Raw genomic sequence first — 19,490 nt, 5'->3', positions numbered from 1 at the left:
TATTAACTTTTTTTAAAAACTGTTCTGTTTTTGTCGAAATTGCCATAAATTGTAGGTGCCAGCTAGTAGTAAAATGAAAGTAATAGACAAAGGCAAACTTGGTGAAAACCAAGGACGCAAAGTCACGGGTCTAAGGTGCTGAAGCACTATGATGGCTGGACTGCCGTACACATGTAAGGGAGTGGGTTTCCATGTTTAAATCCATTATATGTTTTCTTCGTCGCAAGCATAAATACAGTTACTATACGAATCAATGTGTAAGATGCGGAAAGAAACGGCCTCTTTGATTATTCTATAGCGTGTAATAACGCTATTTTTTTTGTCTGCAGGAAATGCCAGACGCCATAATACGGAAAGTACAAAGTATATATTCCAAAGTAAAAAAACGCTCTATATGTTTCGGCAAATGACAGGGCCGGGTTTGCTACCGAAGCTACAAAAGTAACTGTCTATTAATTTTGTTTGGAAACCCGCTTGGTATGGCCAGGCGGGTTTTTTTAATGGAAAAGAAACTATATTTTAGAGTTTACGGCAGGCAGCCTTATTGGCTGTGCTTTTTATGCCATAGGAATAACTTGCGCAGAATCTTCTTTTCCCCAATAAAAAGATAAGGAACCTAAATCTGTTCTATCACAAAAAAGGAGTTGTGAAAACTGGGTGACCTTAGGGAACCGTTGCTCATCGTTGTCAAATATCGACACTTTGAATAGGATTGTACATCCAGGAATAGGAAGTAAGTACCAGTATTTGCAAACATCTAGGCATTTTGTCGATATTTTACGAATGAAAAAGAGTGCTTGTCTCTTCTGTTCGTAGTAAAATTTAACTATTCTGATAAATTGATAAAGGCAAACGTAGTGAAAATTACGGGCGCAAAGTCACAGGTCTAAGGTGCTGAAGCACTATGATGGCTGGACTGCCGTTTTCCTTAAAGGGGTGGCTAATTTGTTCAAGTCCTTTATCTGTTTTTTTCGTCGTAACCACAAGTTTAGTTACTACACAGATGAATGTGTAAGATGTGGGAAAAAAAGATCTCTGTAATATGTTAAGCGCTCTGCGCTTTTTTTTTGTCGCGAAAAGGAAATGCAAATGTAAGGAGGAAGGCTTCTATTTATAATGAAATAAAAGTTGGCAACAACTGGACGTATGTTGTGAGGAACCTGGAGGTATTACGGTTATCGGTTAGGGTGAATAGTCAGAAAATTACCGGGGAGTGACATGCACCAAATATAACTTTCCACATACCTCATTATTGATCCCAAATCAAATAAAAAAGGTGCGTGCATCCTTCCCTTAAATGGGCTGGTGGCCGCACCTTTTATTTTCAATAAAGACTTGCATCCAAGGGGAACGGTCCGCTTTAGGTAACCACTAGGCTAGACTCAAACCGGTAAACAGTAACGGTCCTGCATCTCTTTAGCTGTGCCTATTTACCTCGGGTTCCATTAGCAACGGTAACCCGTACTTCGTTGGAGGTATAGGTTTTACCATTAAGTTCGGAGCTAATTGTAACGAGTGAAGTTCCAGGCCTCAATCCGATTAGCTGGCCGTTGTCATCTGCTTTCACAACATCTGGATTGCTTACAGACAGAGAATACTGATTGTCCGGCAATTCCACCTTCGCGCTGTTTACCATATGGGCGGTTGCGGTTGGCTGGACAGCTTTGGCGGTAACGAGTTTTTGGTCAACTTTTAGCTCGATATGATCGACTTTTGCCGGGATTTTATACAAGTTGGCACCTTTCCCATAATAGATGCTGCCGTCTTCACTTAGATCCATTAAATCAACTGTACCTTCGACCAGCTGCTCGGACTGGAGTGTTTCCGGATTCACGACAGTCAGCTTTCGGTTTAGCGTCGTGTAGAGATTTCCGTCTGGGCCCCACACAAGATAGAATGGCCGCCACTTGGATGAGAGGAAGGTAGTTTCATAGATTTCTTTGCTTTTCACTACTTCATAGGTTTCCGGATCCATCGCAAAGATTGTGCCATCAATTATTCCCCAAAGCAGGCCGTCCGGTCCAAATGACAATTCTCCGATGTTCTGGAATGGTGTGTCCTCCAAACCTGGAATTTCCGGAGTGAATTCGGCTATTTTTTCACCTTTCTCCACATCGAAAACAAACATTTTTGCTTCCTCGGCAACAGGGTCGATGCCAAGGCCGCCATAAATGGATGTTCCGCCATACACTTTACCGTCCTTATAGGCAAGACCGAAAACGCTTTGGTTTTCAACGATATTCCGGTACGTTTTGGACTCCACTTCAACTGTACCGTCTTGAGCCTCTTTTTCTTCCAAAATCGTCAATGCACCGCCATTCACTCCATAAGTTGGAATGGTCCCAATGAAGAGCTTGTTTTCACCGGTAGTCATTGTGAACGGGCGGTCCTGCTCGTCCTCGATATCGAGGTATAACCCCGGATTCGCTTTACCGGTTTCATTGTAATCAATTGGCAATTTCGGGTCGTAACGGTACATTTTCGCGCCAGTATACGTTCCAAAATACACCTTGCCATTGTACTCATGAATGCCCTCCGCCTGGTGGAAGGAGAAGTTTGTATAGGTATAGTCCTGAAGTTCTTCGTTGTAAATGCTCATTCCCCGCTGGTAGGCGGCGGAATAGACATTACCATCAATTACAGCGATGGCTTGGAGGGCTGCTCCCTGGGCGTCCACATCCGGGAAATGAACAGAGTATGCATTATTTTCCGGATTGTAGAAAAATGAATCTGTAAATGCGGTCATGCCTGCCAAAACGGTTTCACCTGTACTCAATGTAATCCAGCTGTGTGCCTTAACTGCTGTCGAACTTGGCAGAGACGGGATGTTTTCTACTTTTGCAACAGTATCGGTTTCCGTGTTGTAGGAAAACAAGTCACCCTGAAGCTTGTAGTAGATGAGATCTGGGTTGTAAGGGGACGGTGGTGAGATTTTGCTTTGGAATTTCATTGTCCGGATATGTTCTCCGGTTGCTTCGTCTATAACATACAAGTCTGCTCCCGCATAGACAAAGAGTTTGCCGTTATAGATGGCGACTTCGGAAAAAATGGTTGAGGCTTTACCGGACGTAGGAGTCGGTATTTCCGTTTTTTCTCCGGTTTCCCTGTCATAGCGGACCACACCTGCAGTCGTGCCAATCCCCACATACAGATACTCGTCGGTTACACCAAGGCCACGGGCATATTTCTCGCCTTCTTTCATTGGCCCCAAATCCCTGAATGTTTTGCTGGCGATGTCATACTCAAACACTTTTGATTCATCATAAGTAGCTCCGTAGATTTTTCCATCCGAGCTGCTTTTTATATCCCAGACAAAGTTATCGGAAGGGTTTTTCCCGATTGTTTCCATCCTGTTTTCTTCCGGGAGATAGCGGTACAGGACACCGTTTTGAGTGCTTGCAAAATAAACATTATTGTCGCTGCCGATGGTCATCGCCCAGATAACGTCTGAGTTAGGAATCGGCTGTGAGAATATACGCTTGCCTGTTTCAGCATTTACAACATAAAATACCGCGGGAGAGCCTGTGATGGCTATGTACTGCAAATTCTCGCCTTTGCTGTTTTGGCCATATGCGGCAATCTGTGACAGCGGGCTTTTTACCGCTTCTCCTAAATCCACCGCATCCTCAAATTGATTTTTAACTGAGAAAGTGGATTCATTAGCGAACGGAGTTGAATAAGGCAGTGCTGATGAAAAAAGGACGACTGCGACTAATAAACTAGTAAACCTACTAATCTTTGATTTCAAGAAAATCCCTCCTATACCTCGATTTGTAAACGCTTACTTAAATTTTTCTATCCTCCTTACTAGTTATTTCTGTTTCAAACTACATATTAGAGAGGGAGCTGTATAAGCGTCAATGTTGTTTGAATATTTCGACACATTTAAGACGCAAAAAGACGATGAAAATAATATCCGTATTATATAGAATAGGTGGAGAGATTCACCTTTTCAAAATGAAATTTCAAAGAAAATAAAACATGAGAGGTGCCAGCATGAATTATATACTTAAGAAACTTGAAGAAGGGTTGATTGTTTCTTGTCAGGCTTTGGAAGAAGAACCATTACACGGATCAACTATCATGAGTAAAATGGCGATTGCGGCCCAGGAAGGTGGAGCCGTTGGGATACGGGCAAACAGTCCGACCGATATTAAAGAAATCAAACAGGCGGTCGATTTACCGGTAATCGGTTTATATAAGAAAAACTATCAAGATAGTGAAATTTATATAACGCCAACTATTAAAGAAGTTGGAGAGGTAGTTGCGGCCGGTGCCGATATTGTTGCTTTTGATGCAACCTTCAGGGTTCGCCCAGGTGGACAACAGCTCGACGATTTCGTAAAAGAGATTAAGTCAACCTTTCCCTCAACATTATTAATGGCTGATATAGCCACCGTTGAAGAAGGGCTGCATGCAGTCGAGTTAGGCTGTGATGTGATTTCTACAACTCTGGCTGGATATACTCCGTACACTGAGCACATTACGAAATTTGATAGAGATCTTCTTGCAACGTTAGTAGAAAAAGCAGGATGCCCTGTTGTTGCCGAGGGGAGAGTGAATACGCCTGAACTCGCAGCGGAATGCATCCGGGCAGGAGCTTTTGCAGTTGTTGTCGGCTCGGCAATCACCAGGCCGCAAGAGATTACGAAACATTTTGCAAAAGAAATCTTACTTACCAAAAAGATAGATTAACCTTTGGCTTGGTTAAAAGAGCATTGCTGACTATTAATAGTGTTGATTGGAGCGTAAGGCGCGAAGACTCGTTCGAAAATGCAAAAAACGCATTTTCTCCTGCGGTGCTTTTTCAAGGATGATTATTCAACGTCCTGCGGGAGAAAAGGTCAGTGGGAGACCCCACAGGCGCTAGCGCCGAGGAGGCTCCCAGGCCGCCCGCGGAAAGCGAAGCGCCGGAGCGGAAATCAACAGTCAAATTTAAGAGCTTAACCTAAAAGTAAATAAAAGCGCTTACAAAAGTGATATAGGGCAGACGATTTGTATGCCCGATTTAAGGAGGTGGACGCATTTAGTTAATTTACATAGGCAAGAGGTCAATGATACAGGATGTGTACCACAATAAAAATCCAAACGAAAAAGGGGATGTATATGAAAAAGTTCTTGTTGCTGTTGGTTGCCTTGATGGTCATTGCTGCGGGCTGTAGCTCAAAGGGAAGCTCGGGCAAAGGCGGAGATAAAAAGGCGGATATTGAGGTTATGATGTTTGAAGGCGGATTTGGCTCAGAATGGGTGAAGGAATCAGCCAAAGCCTATATGCAGAAAAACAAGAATGTAAACATTAAGATTACCGCAAGCCCGGACATCCACACTCAGCTGCAAACGAGATTTTTATCCAAAGATGTCCCTGATTTGATGGTTCCTGGACCAAGCTTCGATATCCAGGGTGTTATTAAAGATGGAATGATTGAGCCGATTGATGATGCGCTAGAAGAAAAGGCTTATGACAGCGATGAAAAATGGGTCGATACGTTTGAGCAAGGCCAATTCAACCAAAAGAAGGATGGCAAAACATACGGAATTCCAACAATCTTTTCACCGGGCTATATTTGGTGGTACGACGAGAAGCTTTTCCAAGACAATGGATGGGAGCTTCCTCAAACACAGGAAGACCTTTATAAGTTAAAGGCCGAGGCTGATAAAAAGGGAATTGCTGTTTTCTCAGTGCCAGGAAAGCACCCAGGTTACTATTTCTTCGGAATGTACCTGCCGCTTGTTGAAAGAATCGGCGGCAAGCAGGCACTTTTGGATGGGTTTAACCTGAAGGAAGGCGCCTGGAAATCGCCTGCGTTTGTTGAGGCTGCGAAAGAATCAAAACGCATGGTTGATGAAGGTCTATTCCTGAAAGGAACATTCGGCTTGTCCCACACCGAAGCGCAAACATTGTTCTTCCAGCGCAAGTCTTTGTTTGTTATGGCTGGCTCGTGGCTTGAAGGCGAAATGAAGGATGTTATTCCTGCTGACTTCAAGCTTCGCGCCTTCAATCAGCCTGCATTCCCTGGCGGCAAAGGCGAGCAGCTTGCTCCAGTGTCCACAGGATGGGGCGGTGCCTGGTATATTCCAAGCGGCTCGAAAAACAAAGACGAAACAATTAAGTTCCTGAAGTTCCTTTCCAGCGAGAAAGAAGTTGAGAAAATGGTCTCTTCTAAAGGTCTTGCCAGTGTTGTAAAAAATACAGAAGATGCGATTCAGTCTGAGCCATTAAAGAGCGCACTTAAAGTCCTTCAGGATGCAGGCGGTTCTTATGCGCCTACAGCAATTAACGATAACTATCCTGAACTGGTCGGCAACATGAACAATATATATCAAAGCCTTATGCTTGGTGAACTGACTCCAGAAAAGTTTACGGAGCAGGCAGAGAAATTCGCAGAACAAATCCGAAATGATGACAATATAGAAAAAGCAACATACTCCTGGTAATTTCATATTTTTTGCGGAGAGGTCTGAGGGTTCTTGGGCCTCTCTGTTTTGAAAGGTTGTGAGTTTTTGAGAAACAGAAGCGAAAGATGGGCAATTGCCGTGTTTTTACTGCCAGCCTCCGCCCTCTATCTTTTATTTGTGCTTTATCCATCCTTCAATGCGTTGCTAATGAGTTTATATAACTGGCGCGGACTTGGAACAAAGACGTTTATCGGAATGGATAATTATCGGCGGATGCTCGAGGATGACATTTTTATCAACACATTGAAGGTAACAGGAAAATACATATTGATCCAGGTCCCGGTCGTATTGGTGTTATCGGTCGTCATTGCCCTGGCGATTTCCTCTTTTTTAAAAACAAGATGGCTGAATCTTTATCGATCGATTACGTTCTTTCCATATATTCTTCCCGGGGTCGCCATCGCGATGCTCTGGTCCACGATTTTGAATCCGGTTAACGGAATGTTCAACGGATTGCTTGATGTGATAGGCTTGGACTCGCTTATGACAGAGTGGCTCGGAAGGACAGAAACGGCTTTCGGCAGTGTTGTTTTCGTTAATGTATGGGGAATGGTAGGGTTTTACAGCATTCTCATTCTCGCGGCAATCCTGAATATTCCGCAGGATATCCTTGAAGCGGCTGAAATTGATGGTGCGACTAAATTTAAAAAGAGCATCTATATTACGATTCCGTTGCTGAAGGACATTTTACAAGTCGTTACTATTTTTACATTGATTAATACAATCAAAATATTTGAAATGCCGCAATTGTTGACGGGCGGAGGGCCGAACCGATCGACCCAGCCAATCTCGCTTTATATTTATGAGCAGGCGTTTTCGAATTTCAATTTTGGTTATGCTTCAGCACTGGGAGTTATCTTTTTAATTCTTACATTGTTTGCTTCGCTGTTGACGTTGAGGGTTACCAGGAGGGAAGGCTAGATGAGTAAAATTTTTCGAAACATTGGCAGCCATGTATTCCTGATTCTTTTATCATTATTAATCATCATCCCGGTCATTTGGGTTTTTGTGAACTCAGTCAAATCATCTGCAGATATTTTATTAAAACCATTATCTTTTCCGGAAAAAATAACGTTTGAAAATTACCTGAACGCTTGGAATGAAGCTGGATTGGGAATTGGATTTATTAATAGCGTTATTGTTACACTCATAACAGTAACCTTGATTGTCATCATTTCCGCGATGGCAGCTTATGTATTGAGCAGGAAAAAATTCCGTTTCCGGATAGCGGTTCAAAATACATTTTTAATGGGATTGATGCTGCCAACGTTTTTGGCAATGGCTCCGCTGTTTTTATTGATGAATGACCTTGGGCTTGTCAATAGCCTCCCTGGCTTGATTTTGGTGTATATTGCCTATTCATTATCGTTTACAATATTTATGTTGATTGCTTTTTTTAATCAAATTCCCGATTCTTTGGAGGAAGCAGCTATTATTGACGGCTGCGGGCCTTTCAAGGTGTTTTGGATGGTCATGTTTCCTTTGGCAAAGCCAGGCCTTATTTCCGCGGCAATATTTAATTTTGTCGGAATCTGGAATGAATACATCCTGGCGCTGATTTTAATTACCGACGATGAATTAAAGACATTGCCGGTAAAGCTTGCCAACATCATGATGGTTCAGCAATACCATACCGACTGGGGTGCCCTTTATGCCGGGCTTGTATTATCATTCATTCCGGTAACGCTGTTTTATTTGCTTTTCCAAAGGCGGCTGATTGAAGGGTCTACTGCCGGGGCCGTTAAAGAATAAATGAACGAAGGATGGACGAAGATGTCTACCACTTTAAAAATCAAAAGCTACTATAATAGCTTAACAAAAACCGAGAAAAAGGCAGCCGATTATATAGTAGGCAATCTTAATGATATTATCTATTGTTCGGTAACCGAATTGGCCGATAAAGCTGATGTCGGGGAAACAACGGTTTTGCGGTTGTGCAGAAAGATTGGCTTTACAGGTTTTCAGGATTTTAAACTGGCGCTCGCACAGGAAACTGTTATGATGGCGGCACCAGTAGAAAGCGAGCAGTCGATTATTAGCAAGACAGCAGCGAGGCATTTGAAAATTCTCGAGGAAAGCAGGCAGCTGCTGGATGAAGAGCAGGTCGAAAAAGCAGTCCAAATCATGCTTTTCTCGAAAAACAACTTCTTTTTTGGGGTCGGATCGTCAAGTTTAACCGCTCTGCAAGCAGTCAATGTTTTTACACGAATCGGAATTACTTGCGACGCCAAGCAGGATAGCCATTTTCAAGCGATAAGCGCCTCATTGTTAGATGAGGATGACTGTGCGATTGGGATTTCTGTTTCGGGAAGTACAAAAGATACAATCCGTAACCTCGAAATTGCCAAAAAGGCTGGAGCAAAAATCATTTGTATTACCAGCAATCGAAAATCGCCAATCACAAAATTAGCGGATATTGTCCTGTTAACGTCATCAAAAGAAGGCCCGCTCGAAGGAAGCTCAATCGTCTCGCAAATCGCTCAATTATCTGTAATTGACATCCTGCATTCAACAATTATGAACAAAAGAGAAGACATGGCACAAACCGTACGTAAAGTTACTGCAAAAGCTGTATCAGATAAGATGTATTAAGGATGGTGCTTTTTGGATGGGGAGAAATGTAGGAGATTTTTCTTTAGAACAGCTGCGTTCTTATACACCCAAGTTGGTGAATAAACCGGCTGATTTTGATCAATTTTGGGAAGCCGAGAAAGAGCTGATTAAACGGTCCAGCTTTCGTGTCGATGTTCAGTGGACTGATTACCCGCTGCCTGCGGTCGAAGTTGCTGACTTAACGCTTCATAGCTGGGATGGAACCCCAATAAAGGGAAATCTAATTCGGCCAAAGGGTGTTGGGGAAGGGCCGGTCTTGTTATGTTTTCATGGCTATACGGGGAGCAGGGGCTTGCCATCGGAATACTTAAAATATGTCCTCCAGGGGATAACCGTAATTGCATTTGATGTAAGGGGACAAGGTGAATCACCGGATTACGCACGCTACCCGAATGGCAGCAGAATCACTGGATGGATGACGCTTGGTATTTTTGAAAAAGAAAACTACTATTATACAAATGTTTACCGTGACATCATTGCGCAAATGGAATGGGTTAAGGATGGCTCGCCTGTAAAGCCGACAGTCTTTGGGATCAATGGTGCTTCCCAGGGAGGAGGACTTGCCCTTGTTGCAGCAGGCCTGGAGGAGAACGTTGAGTTTGTTGCTTGTGATTGGCCATTTTTGACTCATTTTGAACGAGCACTTGAGATCGCGTTAACTGGCCCATATATGGAAATCATCAACTTTTTAAAATTCCATAATCCGGACAACAGCATGAAGTCAGCTGCTCTGGACACGCTTGGTTATGTCGATGCTTTGCATTTTTGCCCGGGTATTTTCGTGCCGGTATTAATCGGAATCGGCCTGGAAGATTCAACTACACCGCCATCATCTGCTTATGCAGCGTTTAACCATATAGCGAGCCAAACCAAAACCATTGTCGCATATCCACAATATATCCATGAACACAACCCATTCCACGAAGAAAAGAAAGTCGCCTTCATCTACGAGCAGATTTTCGGCAAATAGGATAAAGGGGGGGGCTAATTGTCGTTTCCTTTTCTTAACGAGCGGTTTCGTGGCCAGGGCTTAATTATAAAGATACGCTTATTCGGATATTACCAGCGAGATAACGTTAAAACCTTTTTTCCAACATGTTGAAGATAAGGCAATTCAAGCTCTTGTTACATTTTTTACCAAATCGACATATTTGGGTCCTGTTCGTTCTTTTTATCGAATGATTTTCCGGTTTATCGGTCTAGTAAAATTTTTATCGGTCCAAAAAATAACTTATCGGTCAAACCACAGCCCCCGCCGCAACCACCCACTTTGAATAGGCCTTTTTATGGACAACATATATATCCTACGGTATGTCTGTTTGTATGTTAGGCGGGGTCCGTTTACCTGTTGGGAGGAATTAGTTTGCTATTGTTTGAAAACCAATTGAAAGAGTTTGAAACCTATTTGCCTCCTTTAACCAAAAAGGAGGATTTTCATTCTTTTTGGGAGGATAGTCTAAAAGAAGCTGCTGAAATTCCATTAAATAGTGTTCTGGAGGAAGTCGACTATCCAATTAAGCAGATAAGAGCCTATGCTGTTTCCTACCAAGGGTTTGGGGGAAATCCGATATACGGATATTATATTCTGCCAAAGGAACTAAGTGGGGATCAGGTGCCTTGTGTCATTTGTTATCACGGTTATGGTAGTGACAAAGGGTCTATCTCGAATTATATAAAATGGGTTATCCAGGGGTACGCGGTTCTGGCCATTGATACGAGAGGGCACGGGGCTAGCGGGGATATTTCGGGCTATACGACAGGGACCAATGGAACATGGATATTGCATGGTATTTTAGATAAATACGAGTATTACTATCGAAAGGTGTATATAGATAATAAGCGTGCAATCGATTTTATTTTTTCACGGCCGGAAATCGATAAAAGCCGTATTTGTATTTACGGGGCAAGCATGGGCGGCGGAATAGCCTTAGCGGTAGCAGCTTTAGACCAACGGCCCAAGCTGGTTATCGCGGATGTTCCGAATATGTGCAATATTGAGCTGGCCATTCAGCAAAAACTCGAAGGATCACTCGTTAGCCTGGAAAAGTATTTAGCAGCGTATCCAGAAAAGATACAGCACATATTCGACAATCTATCTTACTTTGATAATCTGAATTTCGCCTCAATGATTAAAAGCAGGATTCGGGTTTCAGCCGCTCTAAAGGATCCGGTTTGTCCTCCGCAAACGATATACGGAGTATACAACCACATTCAAGCAGACAAGAGCATGGTCATTAACCCTTTTTCAGGGCATAACGCACCAAGTTTAACGGTTCATCTTGATGACACGCTTACCTTTGTGAATGAAAACCTTTGAGTAAAATTCAAAACCGACGAATTAATTTTAAAATCGCCGAATTAATTTCAAAACCGCCGAATTAATATCAAAACTGTTAGAATTAATTCGTAGGAAGGCTGGGGAAGCTCTCGTGCTTCCTTTTTCGCATTTTTTGAGGTCCAAACTATTAAGAAAGCTTTTTATTTTCTCTGATACCATTAAGAATTAAAATGGCTCCTAATAAAAAGAAGGTAAGGCCCTTAGAAAACCCTAAGATAAAGAATATACTACCGATTAATAGATAGCTTGCAACCTTTGGGTTGTTATAGTGAATCTTTTTCAAGATAAAACCTCCTGGTATTTAATACTTTTATAATCTCCGATAGAAAGGGATCCAACAGCAACTGCCGCTTGTTCCAATTAAGGTCTATATTATCATTTTTATTTGATTTTTGGCTGTGGTTAAACAAGTCTATTGATTTCCGCGAAATAAATAGAATGTCTTAATATTGACGAAATATAGTGGATGCTGATTTTTTGATGTGTTGTACATCGAGATTAACTATAATAATAGTAATAATGAACCACCGCAAATTAAACTGGTTTTTAAAGCACAAAAAAATTTCCCAACACATAGAAAATATTAAAGACGTTTAATAGACTTGTCTTTTAAACGTGTGAAAACCAAAATTAACATAATGAAGATGAACTATCAAAAATTTAACACCTTTTTTGATGGTTCTTTTTTTATGGGAAGGAGGGACCCTGTATTATTTGAAAGCGCTTACCGTGTAAAAAATTAAAGTGAGGTGGACATATTGAAGATCAACAAATTAATCACCAAATTGTTTGCTGTAGCCGCAGCCATTGCCATCATATTTTCTGCTTCGTTTCACACTCCAGGACATGCTTCTGCAGAAACCAACAGTGTTCCGGAAGAATTGACTAAAACGTATTTTGGTGAACCCGAAAAACTGTTAACTCCGCTCAATTCAACCGTAAGTATTTTTAATGGGACCGTCGGGAAGGAAGATGGCAAAAACGTCATGTTTACGACGACGAGAGGAACCCCAGCCAAGCTGAATGTGGTTGATTTAGATACGAACAAGCTATTGCGAGTAATCGACTTAACCAATTCTGAAAATACATGGGCCCATGAGGTAACCGTTGATGGCGATTTGTATATCGCGACAAGTGGTGGAGGAGCAAAACTTTGGAAATACTCCCCTGTTACGAAGCAGGCTTCGGTCGTAACAACATTTGCCGGCCAATCAGATCCATTTTCAATTACTTCTGATCCGGATGGAAACGTATATGTCGGAACATACCCAAGCGGGAAGGTATTTCAATATAATCCGGATGCGAATAAGGTAACAGATTTTGGCCAGATGAATCCCGAAATTACGCAGGAGCATATCCGGTCATTGGCTTATATTGATGGAAATATTTATGCAGGAACTGGCCACAGCAAAATCGTGAAATACAACATCGCCACTGGTGAAAAAACGGAAATTGCAGCTTCGTTAAATGAACCGGGGCATGTTTATGATATGAATAGAGTAGACAACCGGTATCTGTTTATCCGCTATGAGCTTTCTTCGAACGGATATATCTATGACACTGTGACAGAAGAATGGCTGGATGTTGTCATTCCGAAGGTCAGGGGACTTCACGTGGAGGAAGAGTCACTGAATGGAAATGTCTATTATATGGATTTAGGGGGCAATGCACTAAAATATATTAATCTGGAAACGTTAGAGATTCATGATAGCGGTATGAAGTACGGCAGTGGTTTTAGAGGAGTGGATTGGGTTGAATTCGATGATCCCGCTCTTCCTGGAAAAAGTCTTGTAACAGTGAATTTCAGCGGTTCCATTTATATTTTTAACATTGAAACAAAAAAGGTGGTTGAGCGGCCATCTGTTGTAAGAGGTACAGCTGCTACAATGGCCAGAGTTGAAGCCGGTCCTGATGGCAACTTATACATGAGCGGTGTCCAAACATCGAGAGGAGCTATTTACGATCCAGGTGATGGTTCTACAAGGTCGTTTGCACTTGGCCAGGGGGATAGCATGGCAACTCTTGGTGACAAAGTGCTCGTAGGCGTTTATCCTGAAGGAAAAATTGTTGAGTATGATACAACGAAGGAAGCATCCGCTTCGAACCCAAGGGACTTGTTTGTATTAGGTGATAACCAGAACAGAATCATTGATATCCATGCGGCTGATGGTAAAGCGTTCATCGGCAGTGTACCGTTCTATGGAGAACTTGGCGGTGCCCTGACCATTTATGACCCGGCAGCTGAAGGAGAAAAGTATAAGGTTTATAGGAATGTTGTTCAAGATCATAGCGTTGTGAGTCTTACGTATAAAGACGGTCTTGTATACGGATCGACAACAATAAACGGGGGCCTTGGTATTGACCCTACAGCACAAGAGGCTAAAGTTTTCGTTTGGGACGTTGAAAACGAACAAAAGCTTAAGGAAACGACTGTTGAAATTCCAGGCCTTAACAATCCGCATACCATAGGTGAACTGTCATTCGGTCCTGACGGATTATTATGGGGCGCAGCAGACAACATGATTTTTGCGTTAAACCCTGAAACATTAGAGGTTGTAAAAAGCAAAAAGATTTACCCGGATGGAGTGCTATTTTATAGCCCTTGGCAGCCAATCGATTTAAAGTGGTCAAACGGAATGCTATTTGCAAATTTTGATGAGAACTTAACGATGATTCATCCTGAGACTTTAGTAAGCAAGCTTGTTACAAATTCGGCCCACCACTTCACCTTTGGCGAGGACGGAAATATTTATTATATTTTAGGTTCCAACCGAACATACTTGAACAAAATTGAGGTTACGAGTTATGAAGGTCTTCACTCACTGATTGGCAACTATCAGAATTCCGGTGTATTAGGCCATCCTCTTGCAGTTCAGCTGACAAATGCATTAAACCAAACGGAAGATCATTTACTTAAGGGGAATAAAGAACAGGCAATTAAACATATGGGGAATTTCGTGAAGCATTTAAACAATCCGGATATGGCACAGTATATTTCCGATACTGCCAAGAACGTGTTTAATACGAAAGCCGAAAAAATGATCAGCATTTTATCATCTGAAGGCGAACCGCCAACTGAAGCTTTGCCTGTCGTTAATCCAAGCTTTGAGGAGCCGGTTGTTAGTGGGCAACTTGCTGGATGGCGTTCCATGTTTGCAGTTACAGACAATAACTACTATGAAATCTCAAATCAGCAAAGTCTAAGCGGCAGCCACAGCTTGAAAATTGTTGATAAAGTAAGAAACGGCTCTGTTGCGCTGATGAGTGATGAAATTACAATTCAGCCAGGGCAGGAATATACGATGTCCGCAAATGTATTTGTAGAGGAAGGCGAAGGCAGTATATTGCTCCGCTATTTTGATGAGAATCATCGTCAGGTATCAGAGCATCCATATCATTTCAAGGTCATGCTGGGACAATGGGAAGAGGTCCAAGCGAAGGGAATCGCTCCTGAAAATGCAAAATATGCGAGAGTAATAGCGTATACTACAAGCTTTCAAATCGGGACTGTTTACTATGATTATATTAGTTTAGAGAAAAAGATTAAGTAGATATTGCTTCTAGGCATAGAAAATCCTCCCTCTGGTATCAACAGAAGGAGGATTTTCTTTTAGCGGCTGGCGAACCGCCGCTTGACTCTTTTATTGTGTAACTTGCTTTAAAAGTTTCTTATTTCCTTTGTTTAGTATATTTTCATAATCGATGTATTCGTAAATATCATCTGAGATGCTGGTGCTGAAGTTGGCTAGTTCATCCACGGTTAGGTCTTCAATACTTTTCTTGTGCTGCTCGCAATAGATGATGATTTTTCCGACGATTTCGTGGGCATCCCTAAATGCAGTTCCTTTCCCCACCAAATAGTCCGCAACCTCGGTAGCGTTTAGGAAGCCTGCTTTAATAGCTGCTCTCATGTTATCTTCCTTGACCTGAAGGGTATCAATCATTTTCGACATGATTTCAAGGCAGTCCATTACGGTATCAAGGGCATCGAAAAATTGTTCCTTATCTTCCTGCATATCTTTGTTGTATGTGAGCGGCAAGCCCTTAAGGGTTGTCAATAAGGAGAAAAGCGAGCCGTAAACTCTTCCTGTTTTTCCTCGAATCAATTCCGCAGCGTCAGGGTTCTTCTTCTGCGGCATAATGCTGCTGCCTGTTGAGTACGCATCATCCATTTCAATGAATCGGAATTCCTGGCTGCTCCAGAGAATCAACTCTTCACTTAATCTGCTTAAGTGCATCATCGTGATGGAGAAACCGGACATCAATTCCAGCAAGTAATCACGATCGCTGACTCCGTCCAGAAAATTATCGACAGGCTTGCAAAACCCTAAAAGTTCAGTCGTGATTTGACGGTCTATGTTATGTGTAGTTCCCGCCAACGCACCGCAGCCCAGTGGGTTTTCATCCAATATTTCCATGGCATTGCCGATTCTTTTCTTATCGCGGCTAAACATTTGGACATAAGCGCCAAGGTGATGGCTGAATGTGACAACCTGGGCACGCTGCAAATGAGTATATCCAGGCATAATGACATTATTATCAGCTGCTTTGTTTTTTAAAGAATCGATCAGTTGCTGAAGGGCAGCAATCACTTCCTCTGCCTTTTGTTTGGCATAAAGCCTCATGTCGACAGCTACCTGGTCATTTCTGCTTCTGGCTGTATGCAGCTTTTTGCCGGTGTCGCCAATTCTTTCTGTCAGATTCATCTCGACAAAAGAGTGAATGTCTTCATAATTGCCTTCTACTTTTAAAACGCCACACTCTATATCTTTTAAAATAGATTGGAGGCCGTCTATAAGCAGAATTCCTTCTGACTCTGATAGCAATTCACATTTTACAAGCATTTTTACATGAGCAATGCTTCCTGTGATATCTTGATGGTAAAGTCTGTGATCAACAGGAAGAGATGTATTGAACTCTTCCATAATTTGATCTGCCCGCTTTGTAAAGCGCCCGCCCCATAATTTCATTACATTCCAACTCCTTCACTTAGTCCATGCTCTTTTTATAAACCTTGGATAGGATAAAAATAGCCAGGATAAGCAAGGCAAAGTTTAAAATTAACGTAAGCGCACTGCCTGTTATCCCTGCAACGATATAACCGATTAAGGCAATCGATGCATTAAGAACAGCATATGGAAATTGTGTTTTCACGTGGTCAATATGATCGGACCCGGCTCCTGTTGAAGATAGAATCGTTGTATCGGAAATAGGTGAACTATGGTCGCCGAATATTCCTCCTGAAAGGACAGCTCCAATACAAACCAGTAAATGTGCATCGAGTGCAACAGCCATCGGAATCGCGATTGGCAGCATGATTGCGAATGTTCCCCACGATGTTCCAGATGCAAGGGACATAAGAACTCCGACTAGGAATAAAACGGCTGGAATAATGAATGCAGGGACATTTCCGTCCATTGCCTCAACAATAAATTCAGCAGTGCCCATTTCCTTCATAACTTTACCAAGTGACCAGGCAAGGATGAGGGTAGCAGCAACATAAACCATTTTTTGCATACCGGTTGTATAGATGTTGAAAATATCACCGAATTTTTTCACCTTGTAAACAATCATTAAAATCATAATTGAAATTGCGGCGAATAAATAGGCTGTACTTAAGGCAACCCTGAAATCATTTCCTGGAATTGGCTCAAATGGGAAGCCGTATGAAATTAATAAACTGAACAGGGTAACCAATAATACTAACAATGGCAGCCAAATTAGGATTGCATGCTGGTGTTTGATTCCTTGTTCACTATTCTCCGCTCTCCTTAATGGCTTGGATTCCGGCCAGTACAATTCTCCAGTCGTTTGGACCCTTCGCTCAGCTTTTGCCATCGGCCCAAAATCCAGCTTAGAGAGAGCAATTAACGGAACCATAGCAACAGCGAGAATCGCATAAAATTGAAAAGGTATCACCTGAACTAGAGTCGTAAATTCAGATGTCGTAATATTCAGCGCTTCGTATTCCTTTTGAATGAGACCCATAATGTATACACCCCAGCCAATAAACGGAACTAATACTGCGACCGGGGAAGAGGTTGAATCAATAATCCAGGCAAGTTTTTCTCTTGAAATTTTCGCCTTATCGAAGATTTTTTCAAAAACTGGACCGACAATAAGCGGTGTGCCCAAGTCGGAGAAGAAGATGATAATTCCGCCGATCCAGGCGGAAATTTGTGCTTTGGCCTTCGTATTAATAAATTTAATCGTATTCGTGGCAAGAGCGGCGCCCCCGCCGGATTTCTCCATAAGCGCTACAAATCCACCGATAAAGAATAACAATACAATGATTGCTGCATTATAGCTATCCGCCGCTAACGGAAAAAAGTAGTTTCCTATTGTCTCTGTTGTTGCCTTAATAGGATTTCCGCCCATGAGAATCAATACTCCAATAAAAGCCCCTGAGAATAGAGATACAATCACATTCTTCGTAATAATTGCAAGTACGACTGCAATAATAGGTGGGATTAAAGATATCCAGCCCAAGTGTTCCATAACCATTTCCCCTTTTTGTATAAAATGCATAAATATAAAAAAGTAAATTTATTAAATTTACAATAAAATCGATTATATTCGATAAATAGAGAGATTGCAATACGTTATTTAAATATAATTATAACCAAGGTGTATTTTTATTCATTTCTATAGAAAGGGCGGTTCTGCTTTGCTAGGGGGGAGAGTGAGGAATGAAGGGGCTATAATTTGGATTGGATTCAGACACGAGAAGTGACAGACAGTATTTACGTTTTGGCGTCCGCGTAAAAAACAAGAGTAGTAATTATTTTTTCGATATGCATGAGTGTCTAAAGTTTCCAGTGATTTCGTGATTAAATACATGCTTAAACCCAATTGTCAGCGAACAATTGGGCTTAAGCTAATAATAGTAATCTTTAAAAACTGAATCATTTTAACGCTTTTTAGCTTGTTTTATAGCTTAAGCGGTTCCTTCGGTGAAGTAGAACCGTCCGTCTTAGCCAAACTGTCCTCTTTGCATTTTGTTACTTTATCGATAATTTTTAACATAAAACGGATACCCTTCGGTCCATAGGTTACTTCATTTAATCCGCCAATGATGTATGTTTCGGTGGTCGGGTGGTAGAACATGAATGTGCCGGTGGAGCCGGCATTTCCCCAGGCATTGTACTTTTCAGGCATTAGAATCGGAATGGTTTTTACATTCATTAAGCCATAACCGTAATCGATGCCCATAAAAAATTTAGCCCAGTCTTTCATTTTTTCAAACGTTTCTTTCTTAAGAATCATCCCATTGACCAATGCTTTCATAAACTTTAGCTGATCGGTTGTGGTGGAAATGATTCCTCCACCTGCAAACATGATGGTTAGACTCTTGTGCTGGGAGATATCTATATTTCGGCCATATAACTTGGCCAGAGGGTATTCACTTTTTACTATGGGCTCTGAATAATGGGAAAAAGAAGAGTGGACCATCCCGCATGGTTCAAAGATATAGCGACGCAATGCCTCGTGGTACGGTACCTCGGTTACTTTTTCAATAATGAGTCCTAAAAGGTGATAGCTGGTATCAGAGTAGTGGAACCTTTTTCCCGGAGGAAAGTGGGCACTTAAGTGCTCCGTTGACCATAGAATGACCTCCCGCGGCGTCCAGGATCGGTCAGGTTCATCAAACATTAACTCGCGCATTGCTTTGCCTCGTTTGGGTTTATCCTCCATAAAGTCATGTAAACCAGATGTATGATTGAGTAAATGCTTAATCTTAATATGAGAGGTGTAATCAATACCTTTATAGACATGAAGGTTGGATAACAGGTCAGGATCTATATAAGAAGAGATTGGATCTTCGAACGACAGTTTTTCTTTTTCAACGAGAATTCCAGTGAGAACAGCTGCAAATAATTTACTTACACTCGCAATATAGTAAGGCTGATTTTCATTGGCAGGTGTAGTGCCCGTCATTCCTTCTGCTAAATTCAAGTTGATACCAAGCTTTTCGGAATGAACGAGTAATATCGCATTCTTAAGTTTGGGGTCATTGCGCACCTTTTTCCTGAAAAAATCCTCAATTATTACTTGTACCTGTTTCTGATCCATGGATACACCT

At 41.9% G+C, this 19,490-nt stretch carries 13 protein-coding genes and 2 riboswitches; of the genes, 8 read left to right on the top strand and 5 right to left on the bottom strand.

Going from position 1 to position 19,490, the window contains the following annotated elements; genetic code table 11:
- Nucleotides 1-81 precede the first annotated feature (81 nt).
- Nucleotides 82-168, top strand: a riboswitch (cyclic di-GMP riboswitch).
- Nucleotides 169-837: 669 nt separating this feature from the next.
- Nucleotides 838-924: riboswitch (cyclic di-GMP riboswitch) on the top strand.
- A 502-nt stretch (nucleotides 925-1,426) separates the two neighbouring features.
- Nucleotides 1,427-3,748: a hypothetical protein gene (locus TY16_RS06640; RefSeq protein ID WP_052342624.1), complete on the bottom strand. Its 2,322-nt coding sequence runs from the start codon at nucleotides 3,746-3,748 to the stop codon at nucleotides 1,427-1,429.
- A gap of 248 nt (nucleotides 3,749-3,996) precedes the next feature.
- Here TY16_RS06640 and TY16_RS06635 point away from each other — a divergent pair, with 248 nt between their 5' ends.
- The 7 genes from TY16_RS06635 to TY16_RS06605 all read left to right on the top strand — a co-directional run bounded on the left by TY16_RS06635 (nucleotide 3,997) and on the right by TY16_RS06605 (nucleotide 11,386).
- The gene (locus TY16_RS06635) at nucleotides 3,997-4,695 is read left to right on the top strand and encodes an N-acetylmannosamine-6-phosphate 2-epimerase (RefSeq protein ID WP_043931035.1); all 699 of its coding nucleotides are present in this window, start codon (nucleotides 3,997-3,999) and stop codon (nucleotides 4,693-4,695) included.
- A gap of 411 nt (nucleotides 4,696-5,106) precedes the next feature.
- Nucleotides 5,107-6,435 (top strand): extracellular solute-binding protein, encoded by a 1,329-nt coding sequence (locus TY16_RS06630; RefSeq protein WP_043931034.1) that lies wholly within the window; start codon nucleotides 5,107-5,109, stop codon nucleotides 6,433-6,435.
- Nucleotides 6,436-6,501: 66 nt separating this feature from the next.
- Nucleotides 6,502-7,377 (top strand): carbohydrate ABC transporter permease, encoded by an 876-nt coding sequence (locus TY16_RS06625; protein WP_155922166.1) that lies wholly within the window; start codon nucleotides 6,502-6,504, stop codon nucleotides 7,375-7,377.
- The gene (locus TY16_RS06620) at nucleotides 7,378-8,208 is read left to right on the top strand and encodes a carbohydrate ABC transporter permease (RefSeq protein WP_043931032.1); all 831 of its coding nucleotides are present in this window, start codon (nucleotides 7,378-7,380) and stop codon (nucleotides 8,206-8,208) included.
- Between the two features lie 21 nt (nucleotides 8,209-8,229).
- On the top strand, nucleotides 8,230-9,048 hold the full coding sequence (locus TY16_RS06615; RefSeq protein WP_231505574.1) for a MurR/RpiR family transcriptional regulator: 819 nt from the start codon (nucleotides 8,230-8,232) through the stop codon (nucleotides 9,046-9,048).
- A 16-nt stretch (nucleotides 9,049-9,064) separates the two neighbouring features.
- Entirely contained in the window at nucleotides 9,065-10,039 is a 975-nt protein-coding gene (locus tag TY16_RS06610) for an acetylxylan esterase (RefSeq protein ID WP_043931030.1), read from the top strand.
- Between the two features lie 393 nt (nucleotides 10,040-10,432).
- Nucleotides 10,433-11,386 (top strand): acetylxylan esterase, encoded by a 954-nt coding sequence (locus TY16_RS06605; protein WP_043931029.1) that lies wholly within the window; start codon nucleotides 10,433-10,435, stop codon nucleotides 11,384-11,386.
- Between the two features lie 148 nt (nucleotides 11,387-11,534).
- On the opposite strand, the gene TY16_RS26095 is transcribed toward TY16_RS06605, so the two are convergent.
- Nucleotides 11,535-11,690: a hypothetical protein gene (locus TY16_RS26095; protein WP_155922165.1), complete on the bottom strand. Its 156-nt coding sequence runs from the start codon at nucleotides 11,688-11,690 to the stop codon at nucleotides 11,535-11,537.
- A gap of 475 nt (nucleotides 11,691-12,165) precedes the next feature.
- Between TY16_RS26095 and TY16_RS06600 the strand changes: the two genes are divergently transcribed.
- Nucleotides 12,166-14,958 carry an FIMAH domain-containing protein gene (locus tag TY16_RS06600; RefSeq protein WP_052342623.1) on the top strand — a complete coding sequence of 931 codons (2,793 nt, stop codon included), beginning with the start codon at nucleotides 12,166-12,168 and terminating at the stop codon, nucleotides 14,956-14,958.
- Between the two features lie 90 nt (nucleotides 14,959-15,048).
- Here TY16_RS06600 and argH read toward each other — a convergent pair whose 3' ends face one another.
- From argH to TY16_RS06585, 3 genes are all read right to left on the bottom strand, one after another.
- Nucleotides 15,049-16,377: an argininosuccinate lyase gene (gene argH, locus TY16_RS06595; protein ID WP_043931027.1), complete on the bottom strand. Its 1,329-nt coding sequence runs from the start codon at nucleotides 16,375-16,377 to the stop codon at nucleotides 15,049-15,051.
- Nucleotides 16,378-16,396: 19 nt separating this feature from the next.
- Nucleotides 16,397-17,905 carry a Na+/H+ antiporter NhaC family protein gene (locus tag TY16_RS06590; protein ID WP_043931026.1) on the bottom strand — a complete coding sequence of 503 codons (1,509 nt, stop codon included), beginning with the start codon at nucleotides 17,903-17,905 and terminating at the stop codon, nucleotides 16,397-16,399.
- A 432-nt stretch (nucleotides 17,906-18,337) separates the two neighbouring features.
- Nucleotides 18,338-19,480, bottom strand: coding sequence for a serine hydrolase domain-containing protein (locus TY16_RS06585; RefSeq protein WP_043931025.1), 1,143 nt, complete (start codon nucleotides 19,478-19,480; stop codon nucleotides 18,338-18,340).
- Between the last annotated feature and the right edge of the window lie 10 nt (nucleotides 19,481-19,490).

It is taken from the genome of Bacillus sp. EB01 (genome assembly GCF_000613125.1).
Classification (GTDB): domain Bacteria; phylum Bacillota; class Bacilli; order Bacillales; family Cytobacillaceae; genus Bacillus_D.
Note: the sequence above shows the minus strand (reverse complement) of the source record. Positions and strands in the feature narration are given on the sequence as shown.

Bases quoted from the DNA above. Each gene is read 5' to 3' on its own strand.
- TY16_RS06610 (WP_043931030.1), top strand. From the start codon at position 9,065: ATGGGGAGAAATGTAGGAGATTTTTCTTTAGAACAGCTGCGTTCTTAT.
- argH (WP_043931027.1), bottom strand. From the start codon at position 16,377: ATGAAATTATGGGGCGGGCGCTTTACAAAGCGGGCAGATCAAATTATG.
- TY16_RS06615 (WP_231505574.1), top strand. From the start codon at position 8,230: ATGTCTACCACTTTAAAAATCAAAAGCTACTATAATAGCTTAACAAAA.
- TY16_RS06585 (WP_043931025.1), bottom strand. From the start codon at position 19,480: ATGGATCAGAAACAGGTACAAGTAATAATTGAGGATTTTTTCAGGAAA.
- TY16_RS06620 (WP_043931032.1), top strand. From the start codon at position 7,378: ATGAGTAAAATTTTTCGAAACATTGGCAGCCATGTATTCCTGATTCTT.
- TY16_RS06635 (WP_043931035.1), top strand. From the start codon at position 3,997: ATGAATTATATACTTAAGAAACTTGAAGAAGGGTTGATTGTTTCTTGT.
- TY16_RS06590 (WP_043931026.1), bottom strand. From the start codon at position 17,905: ATGGAACACTTGGGCTGGATATCTTTAATCCCACCTATTATTGCAGTC.
- TY16_RS06630 (WP_043931034.1), top strand. From the start codon at position 5,107: ATGAAAAAGTTCTTGTTGCTGTTGGTTGCCTTGATGGTCATTGCTGCG.